Raw genomic sequence first — 23,181 nt, 5'->3', positions numbered from 1 at the left:
CCCCGGTTCACCCGTTGAGCTCTTCATGAGACGAGCCGGGAACCGCCCGGCCTCGAAACGCACACGACTCCGAGGAGCCACCCGTGCCGCGCATGCTCGACGTCAGCGAGGACGTACGCGCCGAGATCGGCGACGAAGAAGCCGACCGGCTGCTCGCCGGCGAGAACGCCCCGGGCAGCTACGACTGCACCTCCTGCCGCACCTCGGGCGACTCCGAGCAGGAACGCACCAGCACCGTACTGTTCGTCGGCGAGGAGACCGCCGTCCTCGCCTTCGCTCACGCCACCTGCATCCCCTCCCAGGTCGTGAGGGTCGCCGAGGAGCAGCTCCAGGGCGCCGTCCGGTCCATCACCGGCGCCCCGGCGCCCGCCGCCCCCGCCGTCTCCGTACCGGCCCAGTCCCCCGCGCCCGCCGGCGAGCAGGCGGTCCTCGGGGTGACCAGCGGTCTCGTCCTGATCGACGGCGAGCTGCACCCGGCGCTGGTCGTCGAACCGACCGCGCCCATCGCCCGCCCCGGCTCCACCGCCGGCGTCGACGAGTTCCTGCCGCTGCTGATGGAGCACGGCTTCCTCCCGGTCACCGACGTCAACCAGAAGCCGGGCCCGCTGCACGGCTGGTCGGTGCTCCTCGCCATGGGCCAGCTGCACGCCATCCTCCAGCCGGGTACGGCCGGGGGCGGCCCGGTCGCCTGGTGGCAGGCGCACCAGCCGCTCCAGGTCACGGAGGGCTGGCGGGCCGCGGCGAACAAGTCGCACACGGTCCTCGTCTTCGCCGCGCCGGTCGGCTCCATCGGCCAGCAGCCGCGCGAGGACCTGCTGCGCGACGCGCTGGAGAAGGCGTCGGCCGACGGACGCCTGGTGGCCGCCGCGCTGCCGCTGGCGGGCACGTGACCGCGAGGCACGTCACGGCGAGGCCGCATCCGACGGGCGGCGAGGTCGTTGGCACCTACGTGCACGCATACGAGCCCTCCCGCTACGAGTCCGCCCGCTACGGGTCCTCCCGCCAGCCGTACCACCAGATCCCCGCGATGCGCCCGTCGCAGGACGGTACGTCCGGCGCCTCGGCCACGCCGATCTACGACGCGCTGTACTCCGAGTACCTGCGGACGTTCAGGACGCTTCCGGGTGACCGTAGCGGCGAGGAGGACCTGGGCTTCCGGTCCTTCGCCGCGGTGGCGGGGGCGCAGCGCCCGATGAGCGCGACCACGACCACGACGGCGTACACGGGGATGTGGCAGCGGCAGCACCACCCCGTCCACGTCCCGGCGGCGCTGCCACCGGCGCGCAGGGGCGGCCTGTGATACGCGCCCATGACGACGGCGGGGGGGGGGGGGGGGGACCCCCCCCCCCCCCCCCCCCCTGCCCCCCCCCCCCCCCCCCCCCCCCCCCCCCCTCCGTGTTGCTCCCGGGCCCGTCACCCGGGCTTGCGGGCGACGGCGAAGATCCGGCGGAACGGGAAGACCGTGCCGTGCGGGCCCGGCGGGTAGGCCTTGCGCAGCAGGTCGCGGTACTGGGCGAGGAACTCGGCGATGGCCTCGTCGTCGCCTTCCAGGGCGGTGAGGACGGGGCGCAGGGCGGTGCCCTTGACCCAGTCGAGGACGGGGTCCTCGCCCTGGAGGAGCTGGGAGTAGACGGTCTCCCAGACCTCGGTCCGGCAGCCGAGGTCGGTGAGGCGGGCCAGGTAGTCGGCGGAGGTGAGGATGTGGACGAAGCGGCGGCCGTGGTCCCCGAGGCGGTCGCGCCATTGCGGGGACTCGCACAGCTCGCCGAGGAGGGCGTGGCTGGGCGCGGTGAAGTTGCCCGGGACCTGGAAGGCGAGTGTGCCGCCGGGGGTGAGGCCGTCGATCCACAGGGGCAGGGATTCGGGGTGGTTGGGCACCCACTGGAGGGCCGCGTTGGAGACGATCAGGTCGTACGGTTCGTCCGGCGTCCAGTGCGCGGCGTCGGCCGGGCGGAAGTCGAGCCAGCCGCCGCCGGGGGTGGTGCCGGCGTAGCGCTGTTTGGCCTGCTCCAGCATCTCGGGTGAGAGGTCGAAGCCGGTGATGTGGGCGTCGGGCCAGCGGTCGGCGAGGAGCGCGGTGACGTTGCCGGGGCCGCACCCGATGTCGGCGATTCGGGCCGGCCTGCCGTGCGCGGTCGCGGGCAGCTCGGGTATGCGGTTGAGCAGGTCGATGAACGGGCGGGTGCGGTGATCGGAGTGGCGCAGGTACTGCTGTGGATCCCAGATTGGTGCGGAATGCATGGACAAGCCCCCTTGCTGGAACGGCGTACCGAAGCGGAACAGAGTCCCGGCCCCGTCATGCCCAATGGTCAAGGCGAGTATTTCTTGACGTCAAGAGACTTCACGTCGACAGAGCGCCTACACTGATCGCCATGGAGGACGAGGTCGATCGACTGGTCGCAGCATGGCGCCGCGAGCGCCCCGACCTCGACGTGGAACCGCTCGAGGTGCTCAGCCGTGTGTCCAGGCTGGCCCGGCACCTCGACCGCGCTCGTCGGCTGGCGTTCTCCGAGCACGAGCTGGAGCCGTGGGAGTTCGACGTCCTGACGTCGCTGCGCCGCGCGGGCGCCCCCTATCAGCTCTCCCCCGGCCAGCTGCTCACGCAGACGCTCGTCACCTCCGGCACCATGACCAACCGCATCGACCGGCTCGCCAAGAAGGGCCTCGTCGAGCGGCTGCCCGACCCCAGCGACCGCCGCGGTGTCCTCGTGCGCCTCACCCCCGAGGGGCGCGACCGGGCCGACCAGGCGCTCGCGGGGCTGCTGGACCAGGAGCGGGCGATCCTCGTGGAGCTGTCCCGCGCGCAGCGGGCCGAGCTCGCCGCGCTGCTACGCCAGCTGACCGCCCCGTTCGACAACATCCCCTAGCTTCGGGCCGAGATCGGCCGGGCCCACGCCCGCCCGGCGCGCCAGCGCGACGGCCGCCAGCGTGGAGTGCACGCCGAGCTTGCCGAGCACGTTCTGCATGTGCGTGCGCACGGTGTGCGGGGAGAGGAAGAGCCGTTCGGCGACGGCCTTGCGGCCGAGGCCCGCGACCATGCAGCGCAGCACCTCCCGCTCGCGCGGGGTCAGGGACTCCACCAGCCGCTCGCTCTCGGTGCGATGCTTGCGCGCGGCCGTCAGCTCGCGCAGCACCCCGGTCAGCAGGGCCGGCGGCAGGTGGGTCTCGTCGCGCAGCACGCCGCGGATCACCGCCAGCAGCCGCTGGAGCGAGCAGTCCTTGGCGACCCAGCCGGAGGCGCCGGCCTGGAGGGCCAGCGCGGCGCGGCGCGGGTCGTCCTTCTCGGCGAGCACGACGGTCCGCACGGTGGGCTGGGTGGAGCGGACGCTCGTGACGAGCGAGATGCCGTCGGCCGGTTCCTCGCCGTGGGCGCCGTGGCCGCCGTGGGCGCCGTGGTCCGGGACCGCGTGCGGCGGGACGGCGGGGTGCGGAGCGGTTGCGGAGAGGACGGCCGGGGGCGAGGCGTTCCGGGGGGCGGGCACCCGCACCGGCGGGCTCGCGGCGGTGAGGCCGCCCGCGCCGAGGTCGGCGTCGATCAGCAGGACGTCGAACGTGCGGCCCTCGGAGGCCGCCCGCTCCAGGCAGCGCAGCGCGGCGGGGCCGCTGCCGGCCGCCGCGACGTCCACGTCGGGCTCGGCGGCGAGGGCCGCCGCGAGCGACTCGGCGAAGATGCGGTGGTCGTCCACCACCAGAACCCGGATACGGACCACTGACACCCCCATGTGTCGCCGCTGTGTCGAGGAAGGCGGAGCAGCCGCGGGTACGGCGCCCGGAGAGGAGGTCCCGTGGTCGTCGCACGGCCGCCGCCGTGCAGTGACTGTTACCCCGCCCCGGGTGCCGTACCCGACTGTCTCGCCCCTGATCAGCGCCGGCCCCCACCGGCACCGTGCATCAGAGTACGGCCGGCGGACCGGAGGGGAGGGCGGTTTGCGGAACTGACCGTTTACGCGAGGCGACGCGCTCCCGCCGACGGGACCGCCGGGAAGACGCGCGGAGCCGTGAACCCGGCCCCGGTGAAGGCCGTTTGGACGGCTTTCGTCACGGTTTCCTCGCCGTCCGCCTCGATCAGGACGATCGCCGAGCCGCCGAAGCCGCCGCCCGTCATCCGCGCGCCCAGCGCGCCCGCCTCCGTCGCCGCGGACACCACCAGGTCCAACTCGGGGCAGGAAACCCGCAGATCGTCGCGGAGGGACGCGTGCCCCTCGGTGAGCACCGGCCCCACCGCCCGTACGTCGCCGGCGTCGAGCAGCGCGATGGTCCGCCGTACGCGGTGGTTGTCGGAGACGACGTGGCGGACGTACGAGCGAATCGTTTCGCCGGGCAACCGCCGCAGGGCGTCGGATAGTTGCACGTGGTCGACGTCGCGCAGCGTGCGCACGCCGAGCGCCCGCGCGCCCGCCTCGCACCCGGCGCGCCGCTCGGCGTACGCGCCGTCGCCGAGTGCGTGCTTCACCCGGGTGTCGACGACGAGGAGGCGCAGCCCCCGCGTGGCGAGGTCGAACGGCACCTGGCGGTGCGACAGGTCGCGGGTGTCGAGGTGGAGGGCGTGCCCCTCGGTGCAGCACGCCGACGCCATCTGGTCCATCACGCCGCACGGCACGCCCACGAAGGCGTTCTCCGCGCGCTGTGCGAGCACGGCCACCTCCTCGCGGCCGAGCCCGAGTCCGTACAGCTCGTTCAGCGCGAGCGCGGTGACGACCTCCAGGGCGGCCGACGACGACAGGCCGGCGCCGGTCGGGACGGTGGAGGCGAGGTGGACGTCGGCGCCGGTGACGGGGTGCCCGGCTTCGCGCAGCGCCCACACCACCCCGGCCGGGTAGGCGGCCCAGCCGGTGCCCGAGCGGGGGACCAGCTCGTCGGGCGCGAGCTCGACGACCCCCTGGCCGACGTCGGCGGAGTGCACGCGCAGCCGCCCGTCGGAGCGCCGCGCCACCGCGGCGACGGCGGCGTGCGGGAGGGCCAGCGGCAGCACGAAGCCGTCGTTGACGTCGGTGTACTCGCCGATGAGGTTGACCCGGCCGGGCGCGGCCCACACGCCCTCGGGCGCGTACCCGTACAGCCGCCGGAAGTCGCGCGCGACACCGTCCGCGACGCTCACGCCCCCGCCTCCCGCTTCTGCGCGAACTCCCACGCGTCCGCCACGATGCGCGCGAGGCCGGGGCGGGAGGGCTGCCAGCCGAGCCGCTCCCGGGCGGTGGCGGCGGAGGCGACCAGCACCGCCGGGTCGCCGGCGCGGCGCGGGGCGACGACCTCCGGGACGGGGTGGCCGGTCACCTCGCGGACGGTCTCGATGACCTCGCGGACGGAGAAGCCGTTGCCGTTGCCGAGGTTGCAGATCAGGTGCTCGCCCGGGGCGAGCGCGTCGAGGGCCAGCAGGTGCGCCTCGGCGAGGTCGGCGACGTGGATGTAGTCGCGGACGCAGGTGCCGTCGGGGGTCGGGTAGTCGTCGCCGTAGACGGAGATCGACGGGCGCTTGCCGAGGGCGACCTGGAGGACGAGCGGGATGAGGTGCGACTCGGGGTCGTGGCGCTCGCCGCACTCCCCGTACGCCCCGGCGACGTTGAAGTAGCGCAGCGAGGCGGCGGCCAGGCCGTGGGCGGCGGCCTCGCCGGTGAGCATGTGGTCGACGGCGAGCTTGGAGGCGCCGTAGGGGCTGGTGGGGGCGGTCGGGTCGGTTTCGGTGAGGGGCGTGGAGACCGGTTCGCCGTAGGTGGCGGCCGTGGAGGAGAAGACGAGGCGGCGCACGCCCGCGTCGCGCATGGCGGCGAGCAGCGCCATGGTGCCGCCGACGTTGTTGGCCCAGTACTTCTCGGGGTCGGTGACCGACTCGCCGACCTGTGAGAAGGCGGCGAAGTGGAGCACGCCGTCGTACGAGGCGTCGAGGTGGCGCGCGGCGTCCTGGACGCGGCCCTCGATGAAGCGGGCCCCGGCCGGGACGCCCGCGCGGAAGCCCGTCGACAGGTCGTCCAGGACGGTCACCTCGTGCCCCGCCTCCAGCAGGTGTGCGGCGACCACACCGCCGACGTAGCCGGCTCCGCCCGTCACCAGGTACTTGCTCACTCGCTCGCCACCTCTCGCAGTCGCCGGGCCGCGGCCTCCGGCGGTACGTCGTTGATGAACACACTCATGCCCGACTCGGAGCCCGCCAGGAACTTGAGCTTGCCGGAGGTGCGCCGGATGGTGAAAAGCTCCAGATGCAGGGCGAAGTCGGCGCGCCGGGGGTCATGCAGCGGCGCCTGGTGCCAGGCGGCGATGTACGGCGTGGAGGGTTCGCCGGGGCCGAAGATCCGGTCGAAGCGGCGCAGCAGCTCCAGGTAGACGCCGGGGAACCCGTCGCGCGCCGCGTCGTCCAGGGCCCGCAGGTCGGGCACGCGCCGTGTGGGGTGGAGGTGCACTTCGTACGGCCAGTGCGCGGCGTACGGCACGTAGGCGATCCACTCGTCGGTCTCCAGGACCACCCGTTCGGCGTCGGCACGCTCGCGGGCGAGGAGGTCGTCGAAGAGGTTGCGGCCGGTGGCGGCGCGGTGGGCGTCGAGGGAGCGGAGCATCGCGGCCGTGCGGGGGGTGGTGAAGGGGTACGCGTAGATCTGGCCGTGCGGGTGGCCGAGGGTGACGCCGATCTCGGCGCCGCGGTTCTCGAAGCAGAAGACCTGCTCCACCTGCTCCAGCGCGGCGAGTTCGGCGGTGCGGTCGGTCCAGGCCTCCAGGACGAGGGCGGCCTGCTCCTCGGTGAGGTCGGCGAAGGAGGCGTCGTGGTCGGGGGTGAAGCAGACGACCTCGCAGCGCCCGGAGTCGCCGGCGAGGGAGGGGAAGCGGTTCTCGAAGACGACGACGTCGTAGTCGGCGTCGGGGATCTCGCTGTGCCGGCCGTCCCGGGAGGGGCACAGGGGGCACTCGTCGGCGGGCGGGTGGTAGGTGCGGCCCTGGCGGTGCGAGGCGATGGCGACGGAGTCACCGAGGAGGGGGTCGTGCCGGATCTCGGAGGTGGTGGAGACGGGGTCGAGGGGGCGGGGGTCGACGGCGTCGCGTACGGCGTCGTCCCGCCGGTCGTAGTAGACCAGCTCGCGCCCGTCGGCCAGCCGGGTCGACGTCTTCTTCACTACGGGCTCCTGCCATGTGCCGTTCAAACACAACCACACACAAGGAACCACAACCAAACATCGCAGTCAATGCCGACGCCCCGCCCCGGCCGGGGGCGTCTCAGGGACTGTCCTCAGTCGGTGGGCTGCGCCGCGTGGCGCAGGGCCGCCCGGTCCAGGAGGCCCGTACGGGCGGCGAGGGCGGCGGCCTCCAGGCGGGAGCCGACGCCCAGCTTCATCAGCACCCGCTGCACGTGCGTGCGCGCCGTGCTCGGCGCGATGTGCATGCCCGCGGCGATCAGCCGGGTGTCCTCGCCCTCCGCGACCCGGACGAGCACCTCCACTTCCCGCGGCGTGAGCATCCGCAGCAGCCGCTGGCCCTCGTCGTCGGGCTGCGCCGCCGGGTTCAGCAGTTCGGTGAAGGCGCCCTGGAGCAGCTGGGGCGCGACCGCCACCTCGCCCGCCCTGGCCTTGAGCATCGCCCGCTCGACGCCTTCGATGCGCTCGTCGTGGCGTACGTAGCCGGACGCGCCCGCGGCGAACGCCGCCGCGATCCCGCGCGGGCTCGGCACGGGGCCGAGGATGACCACCGCCACCTGCGGGCGGTCCTGCTTGATGCGGACGACCGGGTCGAAGGCGCCCGGTTCCGCGGGGGCGGCCGTGCCCAGCAGGCAGACCTCGGGCGCGCGGCTCACCACCAGCTCGGCCGCGCCGGCGGCGGGTGCGGCGGCCGCGAGCACCCGGTGGCCGCGCAGTTTCAGCGCCGAGGCGAGCGCCTCGGCGAGCAGGCGGTGGTCGTCGACCACCATGAGCCGCACGCCCATCGAGCAATCCCCCATCCCCGCCGGCCCCGGCTCCCCGCCGGCTCCGGCCCCCCGCCGTCCCCGGCACTGTTGACCCGGCAAGCTACACGCTTGTTCGACATTGCGCGCCCCCTACTTGTCAGAAGCCCCCCGGAATGTCGAATTCTTCGCTGATAAGGGCTACTTGAGGCCCTTTATGCTGACGGCCCGGGGGGGGGGGGGGGGGGGGGGGGGGGGGGGGGGGGGGGGGGGGGGGGGGGGGGGGGGGGGGGGGGGGGGGGGGGGGGGGGGGGGGGGAGGGGGGGGGGGGGGGGGGGGGGGGGGGGGGGGGGGGGGGAGGGTGGGGTTCCCCCCCCCCCCCCCCCCCCCCCCCCCCTCCGCCGGTACCAGGGTGATCAGCTCTTGCGGTGACCTATCAGCCGCGGCTTCGGCTCCAGCCCGTCCAGCCCGTGCCAGGCCAGGTTCACCAGGTGCGCGGCGACCTCCGCCTTCTTCGGCTTGCGGGCGTCCAGCCACCACTGGCCCGTCAGGGCCACCATCCCCACCAGCGCCTGCGCGTACAGCGGCGCCAGCTTCGGGTCGAAGCCCCGGGCCTTGAACTCCAGGCCCAGGATGTCCTCCACCTGCGTGGCGATGTCCGAGATCAGCGAGGCGAACGTACCCGTGGACTGCGCCACCGGGGAGTCCCGGACCAGGATCCGGAAGCCGTCCGTGTACGTCTCGATGTAGTCCAGTAGCGCGAACGCCGCCTGCTCCAGGAGCTCACGCGGGTGCCCCGCGGTCAGGGCGCCGGTCACCATGTCGAGCAGCTGGCGCATCTCGCGGTCCACGACGACCGCGTACAGACCTTCCTTGCCGCCGAAGTGCTCGTACACCACCGGCTTGGACACCCCGGCCTTCGCCGCGATCTCCTCCACCGACGTGCCTTCGAAGCCCCGCTCCGCGAAGAGGGTGCGGCCGATGTCGAGCAGCTGCTGGCGGCGCTCGGCTCCCGTCATCCGGACCCGCCGACCGCGCCTCGGTTTGTCACTACTGCTGGTACTGCTGCCGTCGATCGCCACACCGTCCATCATGCCGCGTTCGCGGCGCGGTCCTGGCGGCGGGCTTCGATCCGCGAGGCGCTCGGCCAGCGCACGTCGTACGCCCAGCCCAGCTTCTCGAACCAGCGGATCAGCCGCGCGCTGGAGTCGATCTGCCCCCGCATCACACCGTGACGCGCGGACGTCGGGTCGGCGTGGTGCAGGTTGTGCCACGACTCACCGCACGACAGCACCGCCAGCCACCACACGTTCCCCGAACGGTCCCGCGACTTGAACGGCCGCTTGCCCACCGCGTGGCAGATCGAGTTGATCGACCACGTCACGTGGTGCAGCAGCGCCACCCGCACCAGCGAGCCCCAGAAGAACGCCGTGAACGCACCCCACCACGACATCGTCACCAGGCCGCCGACCAGCGGCGGGATCGCCAGCGAGAGCACCGTCCAGCCGATGAAGCCCCGCGAGATCGCCCGGATCGCCGGGTCCTTGATCAGGTCCGGTGCGTACTTGGCCTGCGGGGTGCGCTCCTCATCGAACATCCATCCGATGTGCGCCCACCACAGGCCCTTCATCAGCGCCGGCACCGTCTCACCGAACCGCCACGGCGAATGCGGGTCGCCCTCCGCGTCCGAGAACTTGTGGTGCTTGCGGTGATCCGCCACCCACCGCACCAGCGGGCCCTCCACGGCCAGCGAGCCCATGACCGCCAGCGCGATCCGCAGAGGACGCTTCGCCTTGAACGAACCGTGCGTGAAATACCGGTGGAAACCGATCGTGATGCCGTGGCAGCCGATGAAGTACATCGCCACCAGCAGCCCGAGGTCCAGCCAGCTCACGCCCCAGCCCCACGCCAGCGGCACCGCCGCGAGCAGGGCCAGGAACGGCACGGTGATGAACAGCAGCAGGGCGATCTGCTCGATCGAACGCTTGGAGTCCCCGCCGAGAGTGGCGAGGGGCAGATCCGGAGAGGCGGCAGCGCTGGTGGCCGGGTCCGCGGTACGGAGCGTGTCGGGGCTTGTGGTCATAGGGTCCCCAGGGGGTGAGGGATACAACGGAAAACCGGGTCCCGGGTACCCGATTCCTACGGTCCCGTAACCTACGGCGTCGTAAGTATGTCAGCGCGCGGGCGCGCGGCAAGGGGGCAGTGGACGGCGCCACACCAGGCGACACCTATCCTGGGAGTCGTCGGACAGCGCGGTCCGCGAGCTTTCAGTACCCCTCCAGACGTGCTCAAACACTGCAAGGAGCCGCACCTGTGAGCAGTGCAGACCAGACCTCCACCGCCAACGCCGAGCTGCGTTCCGACATCCGCCGACTGGGCGACCTCCTCGGCGAGACACTCGTGCGCCAGGAGGGCCCCGAGCTCCTCGAGCTCGTCGAGAAGGTCCGCCGCCTGACCCGCGAGGACGGCGAGGCCGCCGCCGAGCTGCTCGGCGACACCGACCTCCAGACCGCTGCCAAGCTGGTCCGCGCCTTCTCCACCTACTTCCACCTCGCCAACGTCACCGAGCAGGTGCACCGCGGCAAGGAACTGCGCGAGAAGCGCGCCGCCGAAGGCGGCCTCCTCGCCCGCACCGCCGACATGCTCAAGGACGGCGACCCCGAGCACGTACGCGAGACCGTCCGGAACCTCAACGTCCGGCCCGTCTTCACCGCACACCCCACCGAGGCCGCGCGCCGCTCCGTGCTCAACAAGCTCCGCCGCATCGCCGAGCTCCTCGAAACCCCGGTCATCGCCTCCGACCGGCGCCGCCACGACCTGCGCCTGGCCGAGTCCATCGACCTCGTCTGGCAGACCGACGAGCTCCGCGTCGTCCGCCCGGAGCCCGCCGACGAGGCGCGCAACGCCATCTACTACCTCGACGAGCTGCACGCCAACGCAGTCGGCGACGTCCTGGAGGACCTCGCCGCCGAGCTGGAGCGCGTCGGCGTCGAGCTGCCGCCCGGCACCCGCCCCCTCACCTTCGGCACCTGGATCGGCGGCGACCGCGACGGCAACCCCAACGTCACGCCCGCCGTGACCCGCGAGGTGCTGATCCTCCAGCACGAGCACGGCATCACCGACGCCATCGAGCTGATCGACCAGCTCCGCGCGCAGCTCTCCAACTCCATCCGCTACGCCGGCGCCACCCAGGAACTCCTCGACTCCCTCCAGCAGGACCTCGAGAGCCTCCCCGAGATCAGCCCCCGCTACAAGCGCCTCAACGCCGAAGAGCCCTACCGGCTCAAGGCCACCTGCATCCGCCAGAAGCTGCTCAACACCCGCGAGCGCCTCGCCAAGGGCACCCCCCACCAGGAAGGCCGCGACTACCTCGGCACCGCCGAGCTGCTGAGCGACCTCACCCTGATCCAGACCTCCCTGCGCGAGCACCGCGGCGGCCTCTTCGCCGACGGCCGCCTCGACCGCACCATCCGCACCCTCGCCGCCTTCGGCCTCCAGCTCGCCACCATGGACGTACGCGAGCACGCCGACGCCCACCACCACGCCCTCGGCCAGCTCTTCGACCGGCTCGGCGAGGAATCCTGGCGCTACGCCGACATGCCGCGCGACTACCGGCAGAAGCTCCTCGCCAAGGAGCTCCGCTCCCGCCGCCCCCTCGGCCCCCAGCCCGCCCCCCTCGACGCGGCCGGCACCAAGACCCTCGGCGTCTTCCTCACCATCAAGGACGCCTTCGAGCGGTTCGGACCCGAGGTCGTCGAGTCCTACATCATCTCCATGTGCCAGGGCGCCGACGACGTCTTCGCCGCCGCCGTCCTCGCCCGCGAGGCCGGACTCATCGACCTGCACGCCGGCTGGGCCAAGATCGGCATCGTGCCGCTCCTGGAGACCACCGACGAGCTCAAGGCCGCCGACGTCATCCTCAACGACATGCTCGCCGACCCCTCCTACCGGCGCCTCGTCTCCCTGCGCGGCGACGTCCAGGAGGTCATGCTCGGCTACTCCGACTCCTCCAAGTTCGGCGGCATCACCACCAGCCAGTGGGAGATCCACCGCGCCCAGCGCCGCCTGCGCGACGTCGCCCACCGCTACGGCGTACGCCTCCGCCTCTTCCACGGCCGCGGCGGCACCGTCGGCCGCGGCGGCGGCCCCACCCACGAGGCCATCCTCGCCCAGCCCTGGGGCACCCTGGAGGGCGAGATCAAGGTGACCGAGCAGGGCGAGGTCATCTCCGACAAGTACCTCATCCCCTCCCTCGCCCGGGAGAACCTGGAACTCACGGTCGCGGCCACCCTCCAGGCGTCCGCCCTGCACACCGCGCCCCGCCAGTCCGACGAGGCCCTCGCCCGCTGGGACGCGGCCATGGACACCGCCTCCGAGGCCGCCCACACCGCCTACCGCAGGCTCGTCGAGGACCCCGACCTCCCGGCGTACTTCTTCGCCTCCACCCCCGTCGACCAGCTCGCCGACCTCCACCTCGGCTCGCGGCCCTCCCGCCGCCCCGACTCCGGCGCCGGCCTCGACGGCCTGCGCGCCATCCCGTGGGTCTTCGGCTGGACCCAGTCCCGCCAGATCGTCCCCGGCTGGTACGGCGTCGGCTCCGGCCTCAAGGCCCTGCGCGAAGCCGGCCTCGACGCCGTACTCGACGAGATGTACGAGCAGTGGCACTTCTTCCGCAACTTCCTCTCCAACGTCGAGATGACCCTCGCCAAGACGGACCTGCGGATCGCCCGCCACTACGTCGAGACCCTCGTGCCCGAGAACCTCCGGCACGTCTTCGACACCATCCAGGCCGAGCACGAGCTCACCGTCGCCGAGGTCCTGCGCGTCACCGGCGGCGAGAAGCTCCTCGACTCCAACCCCGTCCTCCAGCAGACCTTCGCCATCCGCGACGCCTACCTGGACCCCATCTCCTACCTCCAGGTCGCCCTGCTGGCCCGCCAGCGCACCGCCGCCGAGCGCGGCGAGGAGCCCGACCCGCTGCTCGCCCGGGCCCTGCTGCTCACCGTCAACGGCGTGGCGGCCGGCCTGCGCAACACCGGCTGACGTACCGCGACACCGCAACGAAAGGGGGGCGCCCGGGATCACCCGGGCGCCCCCCTCGCGTACCGGCCTCAGAGCGCGAAGAACGTCCCCACCAGCAGCACCGCGCCCCCCAACGCCGCCGCCGACGCCAGCCGCGGCAACCGCAGCCCGCCCCCGATCACCAGCGCCGCCAGCAGCAGCGCCCCGCCCAGCGGCAACCACGCGTGCAGACCCCCCGCCCAGCCCGTACGCACCAGCTCCGTCGTGTCCGGCTTCACCACCACCGGATAGACACCGTCCTCGCGCACCGCGACCGAGTGCGCTATCGACATGTCGGTACGCGGACCCGCCGGGCCCTCCGGGTCATACCGGCCCGTGCAGACGTCCGCCGAACAGCCCGTCACCGTCAGGACGCCGTGCTCCCGCCCCTTGGACAGCAGAACGTGCTGCGCCGTGCCCCACGACGCCCAGACGCCCGCCACCACCAGCAGCAGGGCGACCAGAGCCATGGCGGCGGCACGGGCGAACGGGAGGAACGCTGAGGTCCGCTTCTTGCGCGAGGGCTTGCTCATGGGGCGCGATCCTCGGTGATACGACCGCGCCCGGTCAATCTCGGTCGAGAACGGTCAGGAGACCGGTCGCGAGCATGCTCAGGAGTTGTACGCGGACTGAGCCCGCTCCAACCCCTCCGTCACCAGACACTCCACCGCGTCCGCCGCCCGGTCCACGAAGTAGTCCAGCTCCTTGCGCTCCGCCGACGAGAAGTCCTTCAACACGAAGTCCGCCACCTGCATCCGCCCCGGCGGCCGCCCGATACCGAACCGCAACCGGTGATACTCCGGCCCCATCGCCTTCGTCATCGACTTCAACCCGTTGTGCCCGTTGTCCCCGCCACCCAGCTTCAGCCGCAGCACGCCGTAATCGATGTCCAGCTCGTCATGGACCGCCACGATGTTCGCCGTCGGCACCTTGTAGAAATCCCGCAGCGCCGTCACCGGACCACCCGACAGATTCATGTACGACATCGGCTTCGCCAGCACCACCCGCCGGTTCGCCGGACCCACGGGCCCCATCCGGCCCTCCACCACCTGCGCCTGCGCCTTCTGCGCACGCTTGAACTTCCCGCCGATCCGCTCCGCGAGGAGATCGGCCACCATGAACCCGACGTTGTGCCGATGACCGGCGTACTCAGGCCCCGGATTGCCCAGACCCACGATCAGCCAGGGGGCGCCGGCGTCCGTCGTCATGTCGTCACGTCTCCTCGTACACGTACCGGAACAGGGAAACGGGGCGGCGGGCCACAGCCCACCACCCCGTCAAGCGGAACCCGAAAGGGCTCAGGCCTCGGCGGCCTCGTCACCCTCGGCGCCCTCAGCGGACGGCTCCTCGGCCTGCGCGGCCAGGACCTGCAGGACGACGGTGTCGCCCTCGACCGCGAGCGAGGTGCCCTTCGGCAGCGGGATGTCCTTCGCCAGGACGGAGGCACCGGCCTCCAGGCCCTCGACGGAGACCGTCAGCGACTCGGGGATGTGGGTGGCCTCGGCCTCGACCGGAAGCGCGTTCAGCACGTGCTCCAGCAGGTTGCCGCCCGGGGCCAGCTCGCCCTCGGCGACAACCGGGATCTCGACGGTGACCTGCTCGCCACGCTGCACCAGCTGCAGGTCGACGTGCTCCAGGAAGCCCTTCAGCGGGTCACGCTGCACGTCCTTCGGGATCGCCAGCTCGGTGCTCTTGCCGTCGATGTCCAGGGAGATCAGGACGTTCGACGTACGCAGCGCCAGCAGCAGCTCGTGACCCGGCAGCGTCAGGTGGATCGGGTCCGAACCGTGGCCGTAGAGAACACCCGGAACCTGGTTCGCGCGGCGGATGCGACGGGCCGCACCCTTGCCGAACTCGGTACGGGTCTGCGCGGTGATCTTCACCTCGGACATATGCACTCCTCGTAAGTGTCAGACGGATCGACGGTCGTGGTTACCCGGCCACGACTGGACTTGGCCTGCTACGAAGAGCGCGTCGATAACGGACCGCCGTACCGGATGAACGGGTACGGCCTCCCTCGCCGAGCAACTACACCAGCTTAACCGAAACGAAAAGGCCGCCCCGACACACGGTCGGGACGGCCTCATCACACTGCTGTCAGCCCTGCTCCTCGAAGAGGCTCGTCACCGAACCGTCCTCGAACACCTCACGCACCGCACGGGCGATCGTCGGCGCGATCGACAGCACCGTGATCTTGTCGAGCTCCAGCTCACCCGGCGTCGGCAGCGTGTTCGTCAGCACGAACTCGCTCACCTTGGAGTTCTTCAGACGGTCCGCCGCCGGACCCGACAGGATGCCGTGCGTCGCCGTCACGATCACATCCTCCGCACCGTGCGCGAACAGCGCCTCGGCCGCGGCACAGATCGTGCCACCCGTGTCGATCATGTCGTCCACCAGGACACACACCCGGCCCTCGACCTCACCGACGACCTCGTGCACCGTGACCTGGTTCGCCACGTCCTTGTCCCGCCGCTTGTGCACGATCGCCAGCGGCGCGTCCAGCCGGTCACACCAGCGGTCCGCCACCCGCACACGACCCGCGTCCGGAGACACGATCGTCAGCTTGTTCCGGTCGACCTTCGCACCCACGTAGTCCGCCAGCACCGGCAGCGCCGACAGATGGTCCACCGGGCCGTCGAAGAAGCCCTGGATCTGGTCCGTGTGCAGGTCCACCGTCAGGATCCGGTCCGCACCCGAGCACTTCAGCAGATCCGCGATCAGACGCGCCGAGATCGGCTCACGACCACGGTGCTTCTTGTCCTGCCGCGCATAGCCGTACGACGGGATGATCACGGTGATGCTCCGGGCCGAAGCCCGCTTCAGAGCATCGATCATGATCAGCTGCTCCATGATCCACTTGTTGATCGGAGCCGTGTGGCTCTGGATCAGGAAGCAGTCCGCACCGCGCGCCGACTCCTGGAAGCGGACGTAGATCTCACCGTTGGCGAAGTCGAACGCCTTGGTCGGCACGAGACCGACACCCAGCTGATGTGCGACCTCCTCGGCCAGCTCGGGGTGGGCGCGGCCGGAGAAGAGCATCAGCTTCTTCTCGCCGGTCGTCTTGATCCCGGTCACAGCACTGTCTCCTCAGACGTGTTCCCTGGCCGCGAGCCACTTCCGCGCGAACCAGCCGAATTTGTGTGCACGTATCACGGTACGCCGAGTTCGACGCACCTGTTTCCGGTCAGTCCTCGCGTCGAGCCTGCTCGGAGGCCTCCGCCGCAGCCTGCGCGGCGGCACTTCCAGGACGCTTCCGCGCCACCCAACCCTCGATATTCCGCTGCTGGCCACGGGCGACGGCCAGCGAACCCGGCGGCACGTCCTTCGTGATCACCGAGCCGGCAGCGGTGTAAGCCCCGTCCCCCACCGTGACAGGAGCCACAAACATGTTGTCCGAACCGGTCCGGCAGTGAGACCCGATCGTCGTGTGGTGCTTCGCCTCACCGTCGTAGTTCACGAACACACTCGCCGCGCCGATGTTTGAGTACTCACCGATCGTCGCGTCACCCACGTACGACAGATGCGGGACCTTCGACCCCTCACCCACCTGCGCGTTCTTCATCTCGACGTACGTGCCCGCCTTCGACTTCGGCCCCAGGACCGTGCCGGGACGCAGGTACGCGTACGGGCCCACCGACGCCGCCTCGCCCACCTCCGCGCGGTCCGACACCGTGTTGTCCACCCGGGCCCCACGGCCCACGCGGGTGTCCTTCAGTCGGCTGTTCGGGCCCACCTCGGCGTCCTCCGCCAGATGCGTGGCACCCAGCAGAATCGTGTTCGGATGCACCAGCACGTCCCGCTCGAACGTCACCGTCGCGTCCACGAACACCGACGCCGGGTCCACCACCGTCACCCCGGCCATCATGGCCCGCTCCAGCAGCCGCTCGTTCAGCAACCGCCGCGCCTCCGCCAGCTGCACCCGGTTGTTGATCCCCAGGATCTCCCGGTGATCCGGCGCCACCGACGCGCCCACCCGGTGCCCGGCCTCCCGCAGGATGCCGAGGACGTCCGTCAGGTACTCCTCGCCCTGGCTGTTGTCCGTCCGCACCTGACCCAGCGCCTCGCCCAGCAGCTTCCCGTCGAACGCGAACACCCCGGAGTTGATCTCCCGGATCGCCCGCTGCTCGTCGGTCGCGTCCTTGTGCTCCACGATCGCCGTCACCGCGCCGGTCCCGGCATCGCGCACGATCCGCCCGTAGCCGGTCGAGTCCGGCACCTCGGCCGTCAGCACCGTGACGGCGTTGCCGTCCGCCGCGTGCGTCGCCGCCAGCGCGCCGAGCGTCTCGCCCGACAGCAGGGGCGTATCCCCGCACACCACGACGACCGTCCCGTCCAGCGCCCCGGCCCCAAGCTCCTCCAGCGCCATGCGCACGGCGTGCCCGGTGCCGTTCTGCTCGTACTGCACGGCGGTCCGGGTGCCCGCGTAGTACGCGTCGAGGTGCGCGGTGACCTGCTCGCGCGCGTGCCCGACGACGACGCACAGGTGCTCGGGCTCCAGCTCACGCGCCGCCGAGACGACGTGGCCGACGAGCGAACGCCCGCAGATTTCGTGCAGGACCTTGGGGGTCTTCGACTTCATGCGGGTGCCCTCACCCGCTGCGAGGACGACGACGGCTGCCGGGCGGTTGGCGCTCACGGGAATGCCCTTCGGCTTTCGGGTGGTGGACAACCGCAGGATACCGGGGGGTTTCGGGGAGGAAACGAGGGCGGGTCCTGACCGTTAGGCCAGGACCCGGCAAATATGGCGGCTCCCCCATCAGGATTTGAACCTGAACAGACGGTACCAAAAACCGCAGTGCTGCCTGATTACACCATGGGGGATTAAACCCGACCAAACCGGACATTAAGTCAGTCTGCCGGGGCGGCAGCCCCTACTATGCCGTACCAAGCCCCTTCCATGCGACGGTACAGATCGGCGCTTTTGGTCACGTAGATCACCAGGCAGCCTCGGTAGGCATCGGTCGTGTTCTTCCGTGTCGTCCTGGGGTTGTGCTTTTTGAGCGTCGCCCGCTGGAAGGTCGAGGCATCGATGCCGATGAGATCGGCCCAGAACTGCTCAGCTTCGGCGACGTCTGCCGACTCGTGGATGCTCAGGCGGAAGCGCATTCGCTCGCGTGGCACCTCCAGTAGAGCAAGCCATCTGAGATAGAGGGTGATCACGTTGGGGTCGCTGTTGATGAACTGCAGAGATTCGCGGCGCTGATACGGCTTGTCCTTGGCGCCTTCGGCCCAGTAGAGCGTGACCCCGGCGATGAATAGCTCACGGTCCGAAAGCTGCCCGATCGCGTCGCGCGCTGAGCGCTTGGTTGCCTCGCGCTCTTGGTCTTCCGTCGCGCGGAGATGGGCGAGGCCCGCGTTCATGAGGTCGCGGCGCTCCTCGTCCGTGTAACGCGGCTTGGGTTTCGGCAGGTCCCGCACCCACAGCGAGATCGAGCTCTTGGAGCAGCCGAGCTCCATCTGGATCTGGTCGTAGGTCATGCCCTGGAGCCGCAGCTCGCGGGCGCGGGCCCGGAGGTCGTCCTTGGCGCGGGGGCGCTTGGTCCAGTCGGGGGGTGGCTCGCCCTTCACGAGCCGGTTGAGGATGTCGTTGTTGTAGACGCCCAGGCGGTCGCGGATCTGGCGAAGGCTGAGGCCTTCCCTGCGGAGGGCAATCGCCTGCTCGCGCAGGCTCTCGAAGTCGGCGTACTTGCCGATGGCGGTGGTCACGCGGACAGCTTCGTCCGGAATGCGGACGTCCGGGTCGAATGTGCGGGCGATTCACGTGTTCGAGGGATCGGCGTGCGTTTCGCGTGCGGAGTGTCCCGTTCTGTGCTGCTGGACTCGCCGGAAAACGGGTGGCCGCCGCCCGTAGGCTGGGAGACATGACCACAACGGGGGCACACCAGGACGCTGCGGGCACGACCGCCCGTGGCTGGTGGTGGTGGGGGAGACGGCGCAGTGCCGTGCTGGATGTGGCGCTGGCGCTGGTGTCGGCGTTGGAGTGTGCCGGCGAGGGGGTCGGTTTCGCGGAGAACGCGGGGCTGCCGGTGCCGGTGGGGGTGCTGTTCGGGCTGGTGGCCGGGGCGGCGCTGCTGGTGCGGCGGCGGTGGCCGATCGCCGTGGTGCTGGTGTCGATCGCGATCACGCCCGCCGAGATGGGCTATCTGATGTCGATCGTCGGGCTGTACACGCTCGCGGCTTCGGAGGTGCCCCGGCGGATCACGGCGGCGTTGGCGGGGATGTCGCTGGCGGCGGTGTTCATCGTGACGTACGTGCGGGTGCGGCAGGACGTCGCGGCGGCGGACTTCGAGACGTCGTCGTGGTACGTGCCGCTGGTGTCGGTGATGCTGTCGCTGGGGCTGAACGCCCCGCCTGTGTTGTTCGGGTTGTACATAGGGGCGCGGCGGCGGCTCATGGAGAGTCTGCGGGAGCGGGCCGACAGTCTGGAGCAGGAGTTGTCGCTGCTGGCGGACCGGGCGGAGCAGCGGGCGCAGATGGCGCGGGTGGAGGAGCGGACGCGGATCGCGCGGGAGATGCACGACGTGGTGGCGCACCGGGTGAGTTTGATGGTGGTGCATGCGGCGGCGTTGCAGGCGGTGGCGTTGAAGGATCCGCAGAAGGCGGTGAAGAACGCGGCGCTGGTGGGTGACATGGGGCGGCAGGCGTTGTCGGAGCTGCGGCAGATGCTGGGGGTGCTGCGGGCGGAGGAACAGGAGCCGGTGGCGCCGCGCTCCGCGTCGGTGCCGTTGGAGGCCGTGGGGCGGGCGGCCGCCGCTGCCGCCGAGGCGGCGGCCGAGGACGGGCCGTGTCTGGACGCCTTGGACGAGCTGGTGGAGCAGTCGCGGCAGGCGGGCATGGCGGTGGAGCTGCGGGTGATGGGTGAGGCGCGGTCGTATGCGCCGGATGTGGAGCAGACGGCGTACCGGGTGGTGCAGGAGGCGTTGACGAACGTCCACAAGCATGCGGCGGGTGCGCGTGTGGTGGTGCGGTTGGCGCACCGGGGCGATGAGGTCGCGATGCAGGTGGAGAACGGTCCGTCGGATGGTGCGGTGGCGGATGCGGGTCTGCCGAGTGGGGGGAACGGTCTGGTGGGGATGCGGGAGCGGGTGACCGCGCTGGGTGGTGTTTTCGTGTCGGGTGCGACGGATGGGGGTGGTTTCAAGGTGTCGGCGGTGTTGCCGGTGAGGGCCGCCTAGGCCGTGTGCCGAAAGGCCTGGCAGATGGCGCGAGTCGGTCTCGACGGCACATGGCTGTCAGTGCCCTGGAGTAGGTTCTGTCCGTTCGGCCCGACAGGTGGGTCGTCGGTCTGAGGGATTCGTCGTAGTGAGCATCTACCTGCACTTTCGTGCCGTGGCGGAGTCCGAGATCCGGGACGACCACACGTGGCTCGCCGCGTTCATGTCCAAGGCTTGGGACGACGACGAGGCCGAGTACGCAGCAGGCGTTGCCCACTCGATCAACAAGGGCTGGGACGCTGTCAACGACTTCTATGCCGCGGCCGGTGCCCTCTCCACAGACCCCGACGAGCCTTGGGTACTGCCGATCTATGGTGGCCGCCCCGTGCCCCACAGCGCTGATGCGGACCCCTCCGATCCACCGCTGATGCTCCTGGAGCCGTCTGGAGTGTCACAGGCCGCGCGTTTCCTTGCGACTGTTTCCTTCGACGATCTGTGGAACGTGGTCGGTGCCAGGTTCACTGCCCTCGGCTGGACCAGGCAGGAGCACCTCGAACATCACCGGGCCTTGCAAGAGTTCTACGGGCGGGCGGCCTCGGCAGGTCACGCCGTGGTCAAAGCGGTGTGGGCTTGAGGCGTACCCACGTGCCGGTCATAGCCATGCGTTGATCGCTGCAACCCGGATGGTGCAGTGGATCCCTCGGCGGCACAGGTAGGCACGGTTCTTGGGCACGTCCCGCCACGGAACATCGATACACGGCCTTAGGCCGATCCGCCGTGGAGGGGCTCAGGGGGAGGTGAGGCGGGTGGGCAGGGTGCCGGTGATGAGGGTGGCGAGGGCGTGGTCGATGTCGGGGCCGAGGTACCAGTCGCCGGCGTGGTCGAGGCTGTAGACGCGGCCTTCGGTGTCGATGGCGAGGATGGCCTGGTGGTCGGCTTCTTCGCCGAGGGGGGCGATCTCGGTTTCGAGGGCGCGGCCGAGGTCGGCGAGGCTGCGGGCGAGGTGGAGTCCGGCGAGGGGGTCGAAGTGGATGGGGGTGGGGGCGATCTGGCGGCCGGGGCCGGGGCCCGCGATGTGGAGGCCGCCGAATTCGGCCCAGGCTTCGACGGCGGCGGGGAAGACGCTGTGCCGGTGTCCGGCGGGGGAGACGTGTGCCCGGAGGGCGTCGGCCCAGTGTTCCGCCTGCTTGATGTCCCAGCGGCCGGGTTGCCAGCCGGCTTCGCGGAGGGCGGCGTCGACGGCGACGGGGAAGCGGGTGGTGTTGAGGTCGGGCATGGGGGTGGGTCAGCCGTTCCGGTCGGTGGTCGTCGGGTCGACGGGGCGTACGCCGAAGTGGGCGAGGAGTGCGGCGCAGGAGCGGCAGGGTGCGGTGTAGCTGCCGTGGAGGGGGTCGCCGTCTTCGCGGATGCGGCGTGCGGTGAGTTTGGCGTGTTTGAGGGCGCGGCGGGCTTCGCTGTGGGTGAGGGGTTTGCGTTGGGCGCGTTTGGAGCGGTTGGTCTCGGTGGCGGTGAGGTGGCGTGAGAGGAGGATGGCTTCGGGGCAGCGGCCGGTGAAGCGTTCGCGTTGGCCGCTGGTGAGGGTGTCGAGGAAGTCCTGGACGAGGGGGTGCAGGGCGGGTGGGCGGTTGCCGCGTCCGGCGGTGCAGGTGAGGGTTTCGCCGCGTACGGAGAGGGCGGCGCCGACGGTGGGGAGTATGCCGTCGCGGCGGTGGCGCAGGGTGGGGGTGCGGTCGGGGGTGCTGCTGCTCCAGGTGAGGCGGGGGTCGCCGGTGGCGGGCGTCCCGCTGGTCCCGGCAGCCCCGGCGGTCCCGGCTGCCCCGGTGGTACCGGGAGTCCCGCCGGTCGTGGCGACCGCGGGTGTGGTCGCTGGTTGCGCTGTGTACATGGTGCTTGTCGTCCCCTCTGCAATCCCCCGAGTTGCGATCAACAGCCTGCCAAATGGGTGAGGTGATGGGGAAGCGGGGGCGCTGAAACGTGTGATCGGTGTGTCGTGGGGTCGCCAGTGGGTCACCTGGGGGTGACGTCGGGTCACTGAAACGGAGGACGGGTTCCCCCTGTTGCCCCACCGCATAGGCTGTGCGGACCAAGCCAGCAGCAGCAGGGGGCAACCGCCATGACGACAGGTCGGCTCGGGCAGCAGCATGCCGCGCCACCGAACGCGGCCTACGCCGGGCAGGTCGTGCATTTCCCGGACCCGGTGCGTGCCGCTCGGCACCCCAGGGGTGTGCGGGTGGACGAGCACGGGCGTCCGGTCTTCTCGCCGTACGCGCGTGCGGCCGCGGAGATCGCCGAACCGCCGGAGGGTTTCGGTGTCGACGAGCTGCGGCTGACGGACTACGTGTCGGCGAACGCGGCGCTCGCGGCGTCGGGGCACGAGCTGTGGGACACGATTCCGGCGGTGGCGACGCCGCACGGCTGGACGTGGCACCACGTGGCGGGCACGCGCCGTATGGAGCTGGTGCCGGTGGAGGTGAAGGCGCTGCTGCGGCACCACGGCGGGCTGGCGACGGCCGCGGTGGACCACGGCAAGCGCGGTACGCGGCCGCTGCAGGAGACCCGTCCGGCGCATTTCGGGTTGCCGAAGGGTGCGCTGTCGGTGTCCGAGGCGCAGGTGCAGGGCGTGGAGGAGGACCTCGGTTACCGGTTGCCGGGTGCGTACCGGTCGTTCCTGAAGGCGGCGGGTGGCTGTGCGCCGGTGGGTGCGGCGCTCGACGCGGAGCTGGGGCTGCTGGTGGACCAGCCGTTCTTCACGGTGCGTGAGGAGGCGGCGGTCAATGACCTGGTGTACGTGAACAAGTGCCTGCGGGACCACCTGACGAAGGATTACCTGGGTGTCGGTTTCGTCCAGGGCGGGATCCTCGCGGTCAAGGTGAGGGGCGCAGGTGCGGGGTCGGTGTGGTTCTGCGCGTATGACGACGCGCGGGATCAGGACGGCTTGACGGTGCAGGAGCGCGTGGAGCGGTTGCTGTTGCCGTGTGGTGCGGATTTCGACGAGTTCTTGCAGCGGTTGGCGGGCAATCCGCCGGAGCTGGAGACGGTGGCGAACCTGATGGTGGACGGCGGCTTCGCGCGGGCCGTCCCGGTTTCGGACGAGGGGTGACGGTC

General features: G+C 71.3%; 23 protein-coding genes and 1 tRNA gene. 7 read left to right on the top strand and 17 right to left on the bottom strand.

Going from position 1 to position 23,181, the window contains the following annotated elements:
• Nucleotides 1–83 precede the first annotated feature (83 nt).
• A complete protein-coding gene (locus ACZ42X_RS15345) occupies nt 84–890 on the top strand; it encodes a hypothetical protein (RefSeq protein ID WP_468289227.1) in 807 nt (268 codons plus the stop codon).
• Between the two features lie 59 nt (nt 891–949).
• The gene (locus ACZ42X_RS15340; RefSeq protein ID WP_468289224.1) at nt 950–1,300 is read left to right on the top strand and encodes a hypothetical protein; all 351 of its coding nucleotides are present in this window, start codon (nt 950–952) and stop codon (nt 1,298–1,300) included.
• A gap of 113 nt (nt 1,301–1,413) precedes the next feature.
• Here the strand turns inward: ACZ42X_RS15340 and ACZ42X_RS15335 are convergent, their stop codons facing one another.
• Nucleotides 1,414–2,241, bottom strand: a complete 828-nt coding sequence (locus ACZ42X_RS15335) for a trans-aconitate 2-methyltransferase (RefSeq protein WP_468289222.1) — start codon at nt 2,239–2,241, stop codon at nt 1,414–1,416.
• A 131-nt stretch (nt 2,242–2,372) separates the two neighbouring features.
• On the opposite strand from ACZ42X_RS15335, the gene tamR reads away from it, so the two are divergent.
• Complete coding sequence (gene tamR / locus ACZ42X_RS15330; protein ID WP_355361846.1) at nt 2,373–2,867, top strand: MarR family transcriptional regulator TamR; 495 nt, start codon at nt 2,373–2,375, stop codon at nt 2,865–2,867.
• Here tamR and ACZ42X_RS15325 read toward each other — a convergent pair.
• The 7 genes from ACZ42X_RS15325 to ACZ42X_RS15295 form a co-directional block, all read right to left on the bottom strand.
• Entirely contained in the window at nt 2,829–3,722 is an 894-nt protein-coding gene (locus ACZ42X_RS15325; protein ID WP_468289219.1) for a LuxR C-terminal-related transcriptional regulator, read from the bottom strand. The two genes, tamR and ACZ42X_RS15325, sit on opposite strands and share 39 nt — an antisense overlap.
• 221 nt (nt 3,723–3,943) lie before the next feature.
• Nucleotides 3,944–5,098, bottom strand: a complete 1,155-nt coding sequence (galK, locus tag ACZ42X_RS15320; RefSeq protein ID WP_468289216.1) for a galactokinase — start codon at nt 5,096–5,098, stop codon at nt 3,944–3,946.
• Nucleotides 5,095–6,060 (bottom strand): UDP-glucose 4-epimerase GalE, encoded by a 966-nt coding sequence (gene galE / locus ACZ42X_RS15315; protein ID WP_468289213.1) that lies wholly within the window; start codon nt 6,058–6,060, stop codon nt 5,095–5,097. The genes galK and galE overlap by 4 nt, the downstream gene beginning before the upstream one ends.
• Entirely contained in the window at nt 6,057–7,100 is a 1,044-nt protein-coding gene (gene galT / locus ACZ42X_RS15310; protein ID WP_468289210.1) for a galactose-1-phosphate uridylyltransferase, read from the bottom strand. Before galT ends, galE begins: the two co-directional genes overlap by 4 nt.
• Before the next feature lie 113 nt (nt 7,101–7,213).
• A complete protein-coding gene (locus ACZ42X_RS15305; protein WP_468289208.1) occupies nt 7,214–7,903 on the bottom strand; it encodes a helix-turn-helix transcriptional regulator in 690 nt (229 codons plus the stop codon).
• Nucleotides 7,904–8,277: 374 nt separating this feature from the next.
• Nucleotides 8,278–8,955, bottom strand: a complete 678-nt coding sequence (locus tag ACZ42X_RS15300; protein ID WP_084899105.1) for a TetR/AcrR family transcriptional regulator — start codon at nt 8,953–8,955, stop codon at nt 8,278–8,280.
• The gene (locus ACZ42X_RS15295; RefSeq protein WP_468289205.1) at nt 8,952–9,944 is read right to left on the bottom strand and encodes an acyl-CoA desaturase; all 993 of its coding nucleotides are present in this window, start codon (nt 9,942–9,944) and stop codon (nt 8,952–8,954) included. The genes ACZ42X_RS15300 and ACZ42X_RS15295 overlap by 4 nt, the downstream gene beginning before the upstream one ends.
• 230 nt (nt 9,945–10,174) lie before the next feature.
• Between ACZ42X_RS15295 and ppc the strand changes: the two genes are divergently transcribed.
• Nucleotides 10,175–12,904 (top strand): phosphoenolpyruvate carboxylase, encoded by a 2,730-nt coding sequence (ppc, locus tag ACZ42X_RS15290; protein WP_468289202.1) that lies wholly within the window; start codon nt 10,175–10,177, stop codon nt 12,902–12,904.
• A 68-nt stretch (nt 12,905–12,972) separates the two neighbouring features.
• On the opposite strand, the gene ACZ42X_RS15285 is transcribed toward ppc, so the two are convergent.
• The 7 genes from ACZ42X_RS15285 to ACZ42X_RS15255 all read right to left on the bottom strand — a co-directional run bounded on the left by ACZ42X_RS15285 (nt 12,973) and on the right by ACZ42X_RS15255 (nt 18,628).
• Entirely contained in the window at nt 12,973–13,455 is a 483-nt protein-coding gene (locus ACZ42X_RS15285; RefSeq protein WP_468289199.1) for a hypothetical protein, read from the bottom strand.
• 78 nt (nt 13,456–13,533) lie between these two features.
• Nucleotides 13,534–14,130: an aminoacyl-tRNA hydrolase gene (gene pth / locus ACZ42X_RS15280; protein ID WP_468289196.1), complete on the bottom strand. Its 597-nt coding sequence runs from the start codon at nt 14,128–14,130 to the stop codon at nt 13,534–13,536.
• A 90-nt stretch (nt 14,131–14,220) separates the two neighbouring features.
• Complete coding sequence (locus ACZ42X_RS15275; RefSeq protein WP_468289193.1) at nt 14,221–14,814, bottom strand: 50S ribosomal protein L25/general stress protein Ctc; 594 nt, start codon at nt 14,812–14,814, stop codon at nt 14,221–14,223.
• Nucleotides 14,815–15,019: 205 nt separating this feature from the next.
• On the bottom strand, nt 15,020–15,997 hold the full coding sequence (locus ACZ42X_RS15270) for a ribose-phosphate diphosphokinase (protein ID WP_031068797.1): 978 nt from the start codon (nt 15,995–15,997) through the stop codon (nt 15,020–15,022).
• A gap of 109 nt (nt 15,998–16,106) precedes the next feature.
• Nucleotides 16,107–17,558 carry a bifunctional UDP-N-acetylglucosamine diphosphorylase/glucosamine-1-phosphate N-acetyltransferase GlmU gene (gene glmU, locus ACZ42X_RS15265; RefSeq protein ID WP_468289190.1) on the bottom strand — a complete coding sequence of 484 codons (1,452 nt, stop codon included), beginning with the start codon at nt 17,556–17,558 and terminating at the stop codon, nt 16,107–16,109.
• A 112-nt stretch (nt 17,559–17,670) separates the two neighbouring features.
• Nucleotides 17,671–17,743 (bottom strand) — tRNA-Gln (locus ACZ42X_RS15260).
• 27 nt (nt 17,744–17,770) lie between these two features.
• The gene (locus tag ACZ42X_RS15255) at nt 17,771–18,628 is read right to left on the bottom strand and encodes a hypothetical protein (protein ID WP_468289187.1); all 858 of its coding nucleotides are present in this window, start codon (nt 18,626–18,628) and stop codon (nt 17,771–17,773) included.
• 155 nt (nt 18,629–18,783) lie between these two features.
• Here ACZ42X_RS15255 and ACZ42X_RS15250 point away from each other — a divergent pair, with 155 nt between their 5' ends.
• Together ACZ42X_RS15250 and ACZ42X_RS15245 are read left to right on the top strand one after the other, a co-directional pair.
• Nucleotides 18,784–20,097 carry a sensor histidine kinase gene (locus ACZ42X_RS15250; protein WP_468289184.1) on the top strand — a complete coding sequence of 438 codons (1,314 nt, stop codon included), beginning with the start codon at nt 18,784–18,786 and terminating at the stop codon, nt 20,095–20,097.
• Nucleotides 20,098–20,224: 127 nt separating this feature from the next.
• Complete coding sequence (locus ACZ42X_RS15245; protein ID WP_468289181.1) at nt 20,225–20,710, top strand: DUF1877 family protein; 486 nt, start codon at nt 20,225–20,227, stop codon at nt 20,708–20,710.
• 153 nt (nt 20,711–20,863) lie between these two features.
• Here ACZ42X_RS15245 and ACZ42X_RS15240 read toward each other — a convergent pair whose 3' ends face one another.
• Nucleotides 20,864–21,352, bottom strand: a complete 489-nt coding sequence (locus ACZ42X_RS15240) for an SUKH-3 domain-containing protein (RefSeq protein WP_468289178.1) — start codon at nt 21,350–21,352, stop codon at nt 20,864–20,866.
• Between the two features lie 9 nt (nt 21,353–21,361).
• Complete coding sequence (locus ACZ42X_RS15235; protein ID WP_468289175.1) at nt 21,362–21,961, bottom strand: YwqJ-related putative deaminase; 600 nt, start codon at nt 21,959–21,961, stop codon at nt 21,362–21,364.
• 228 nt (nt 21,962–22,189) lie between these two features.
• Here ACZ42X_RS15235 and ACZ42X_RS15230 point away from each other — a divergent pair, with 228 nt between their 5' ends.
• Nucleotides 22,190–23,176 carry an SMI1/KNR4 family protein gene (locus ACZ42X_RS15230; RefSeq protein ID WP_468289172.1) on the top strand — a complete coding sequence of 329 codons (987 nt, stop codon included), beginning with the start codon at nt 22,190–22,192 and terminating at the stop codon, nt 23,174–23,176.
• Nucleotides 23,177–23,181 lie beyond the last annotated feature (5 nt).

The sequence above is a fragment of the Streptomyces sp. NPDC030862 genome (genome assembly GCF_055571835.1).
The sequence above is the reverse complement of the archived record's forward strand: the minus strand, read 5'-3'. Positions and strand labels throughout refer to the sequence as shown.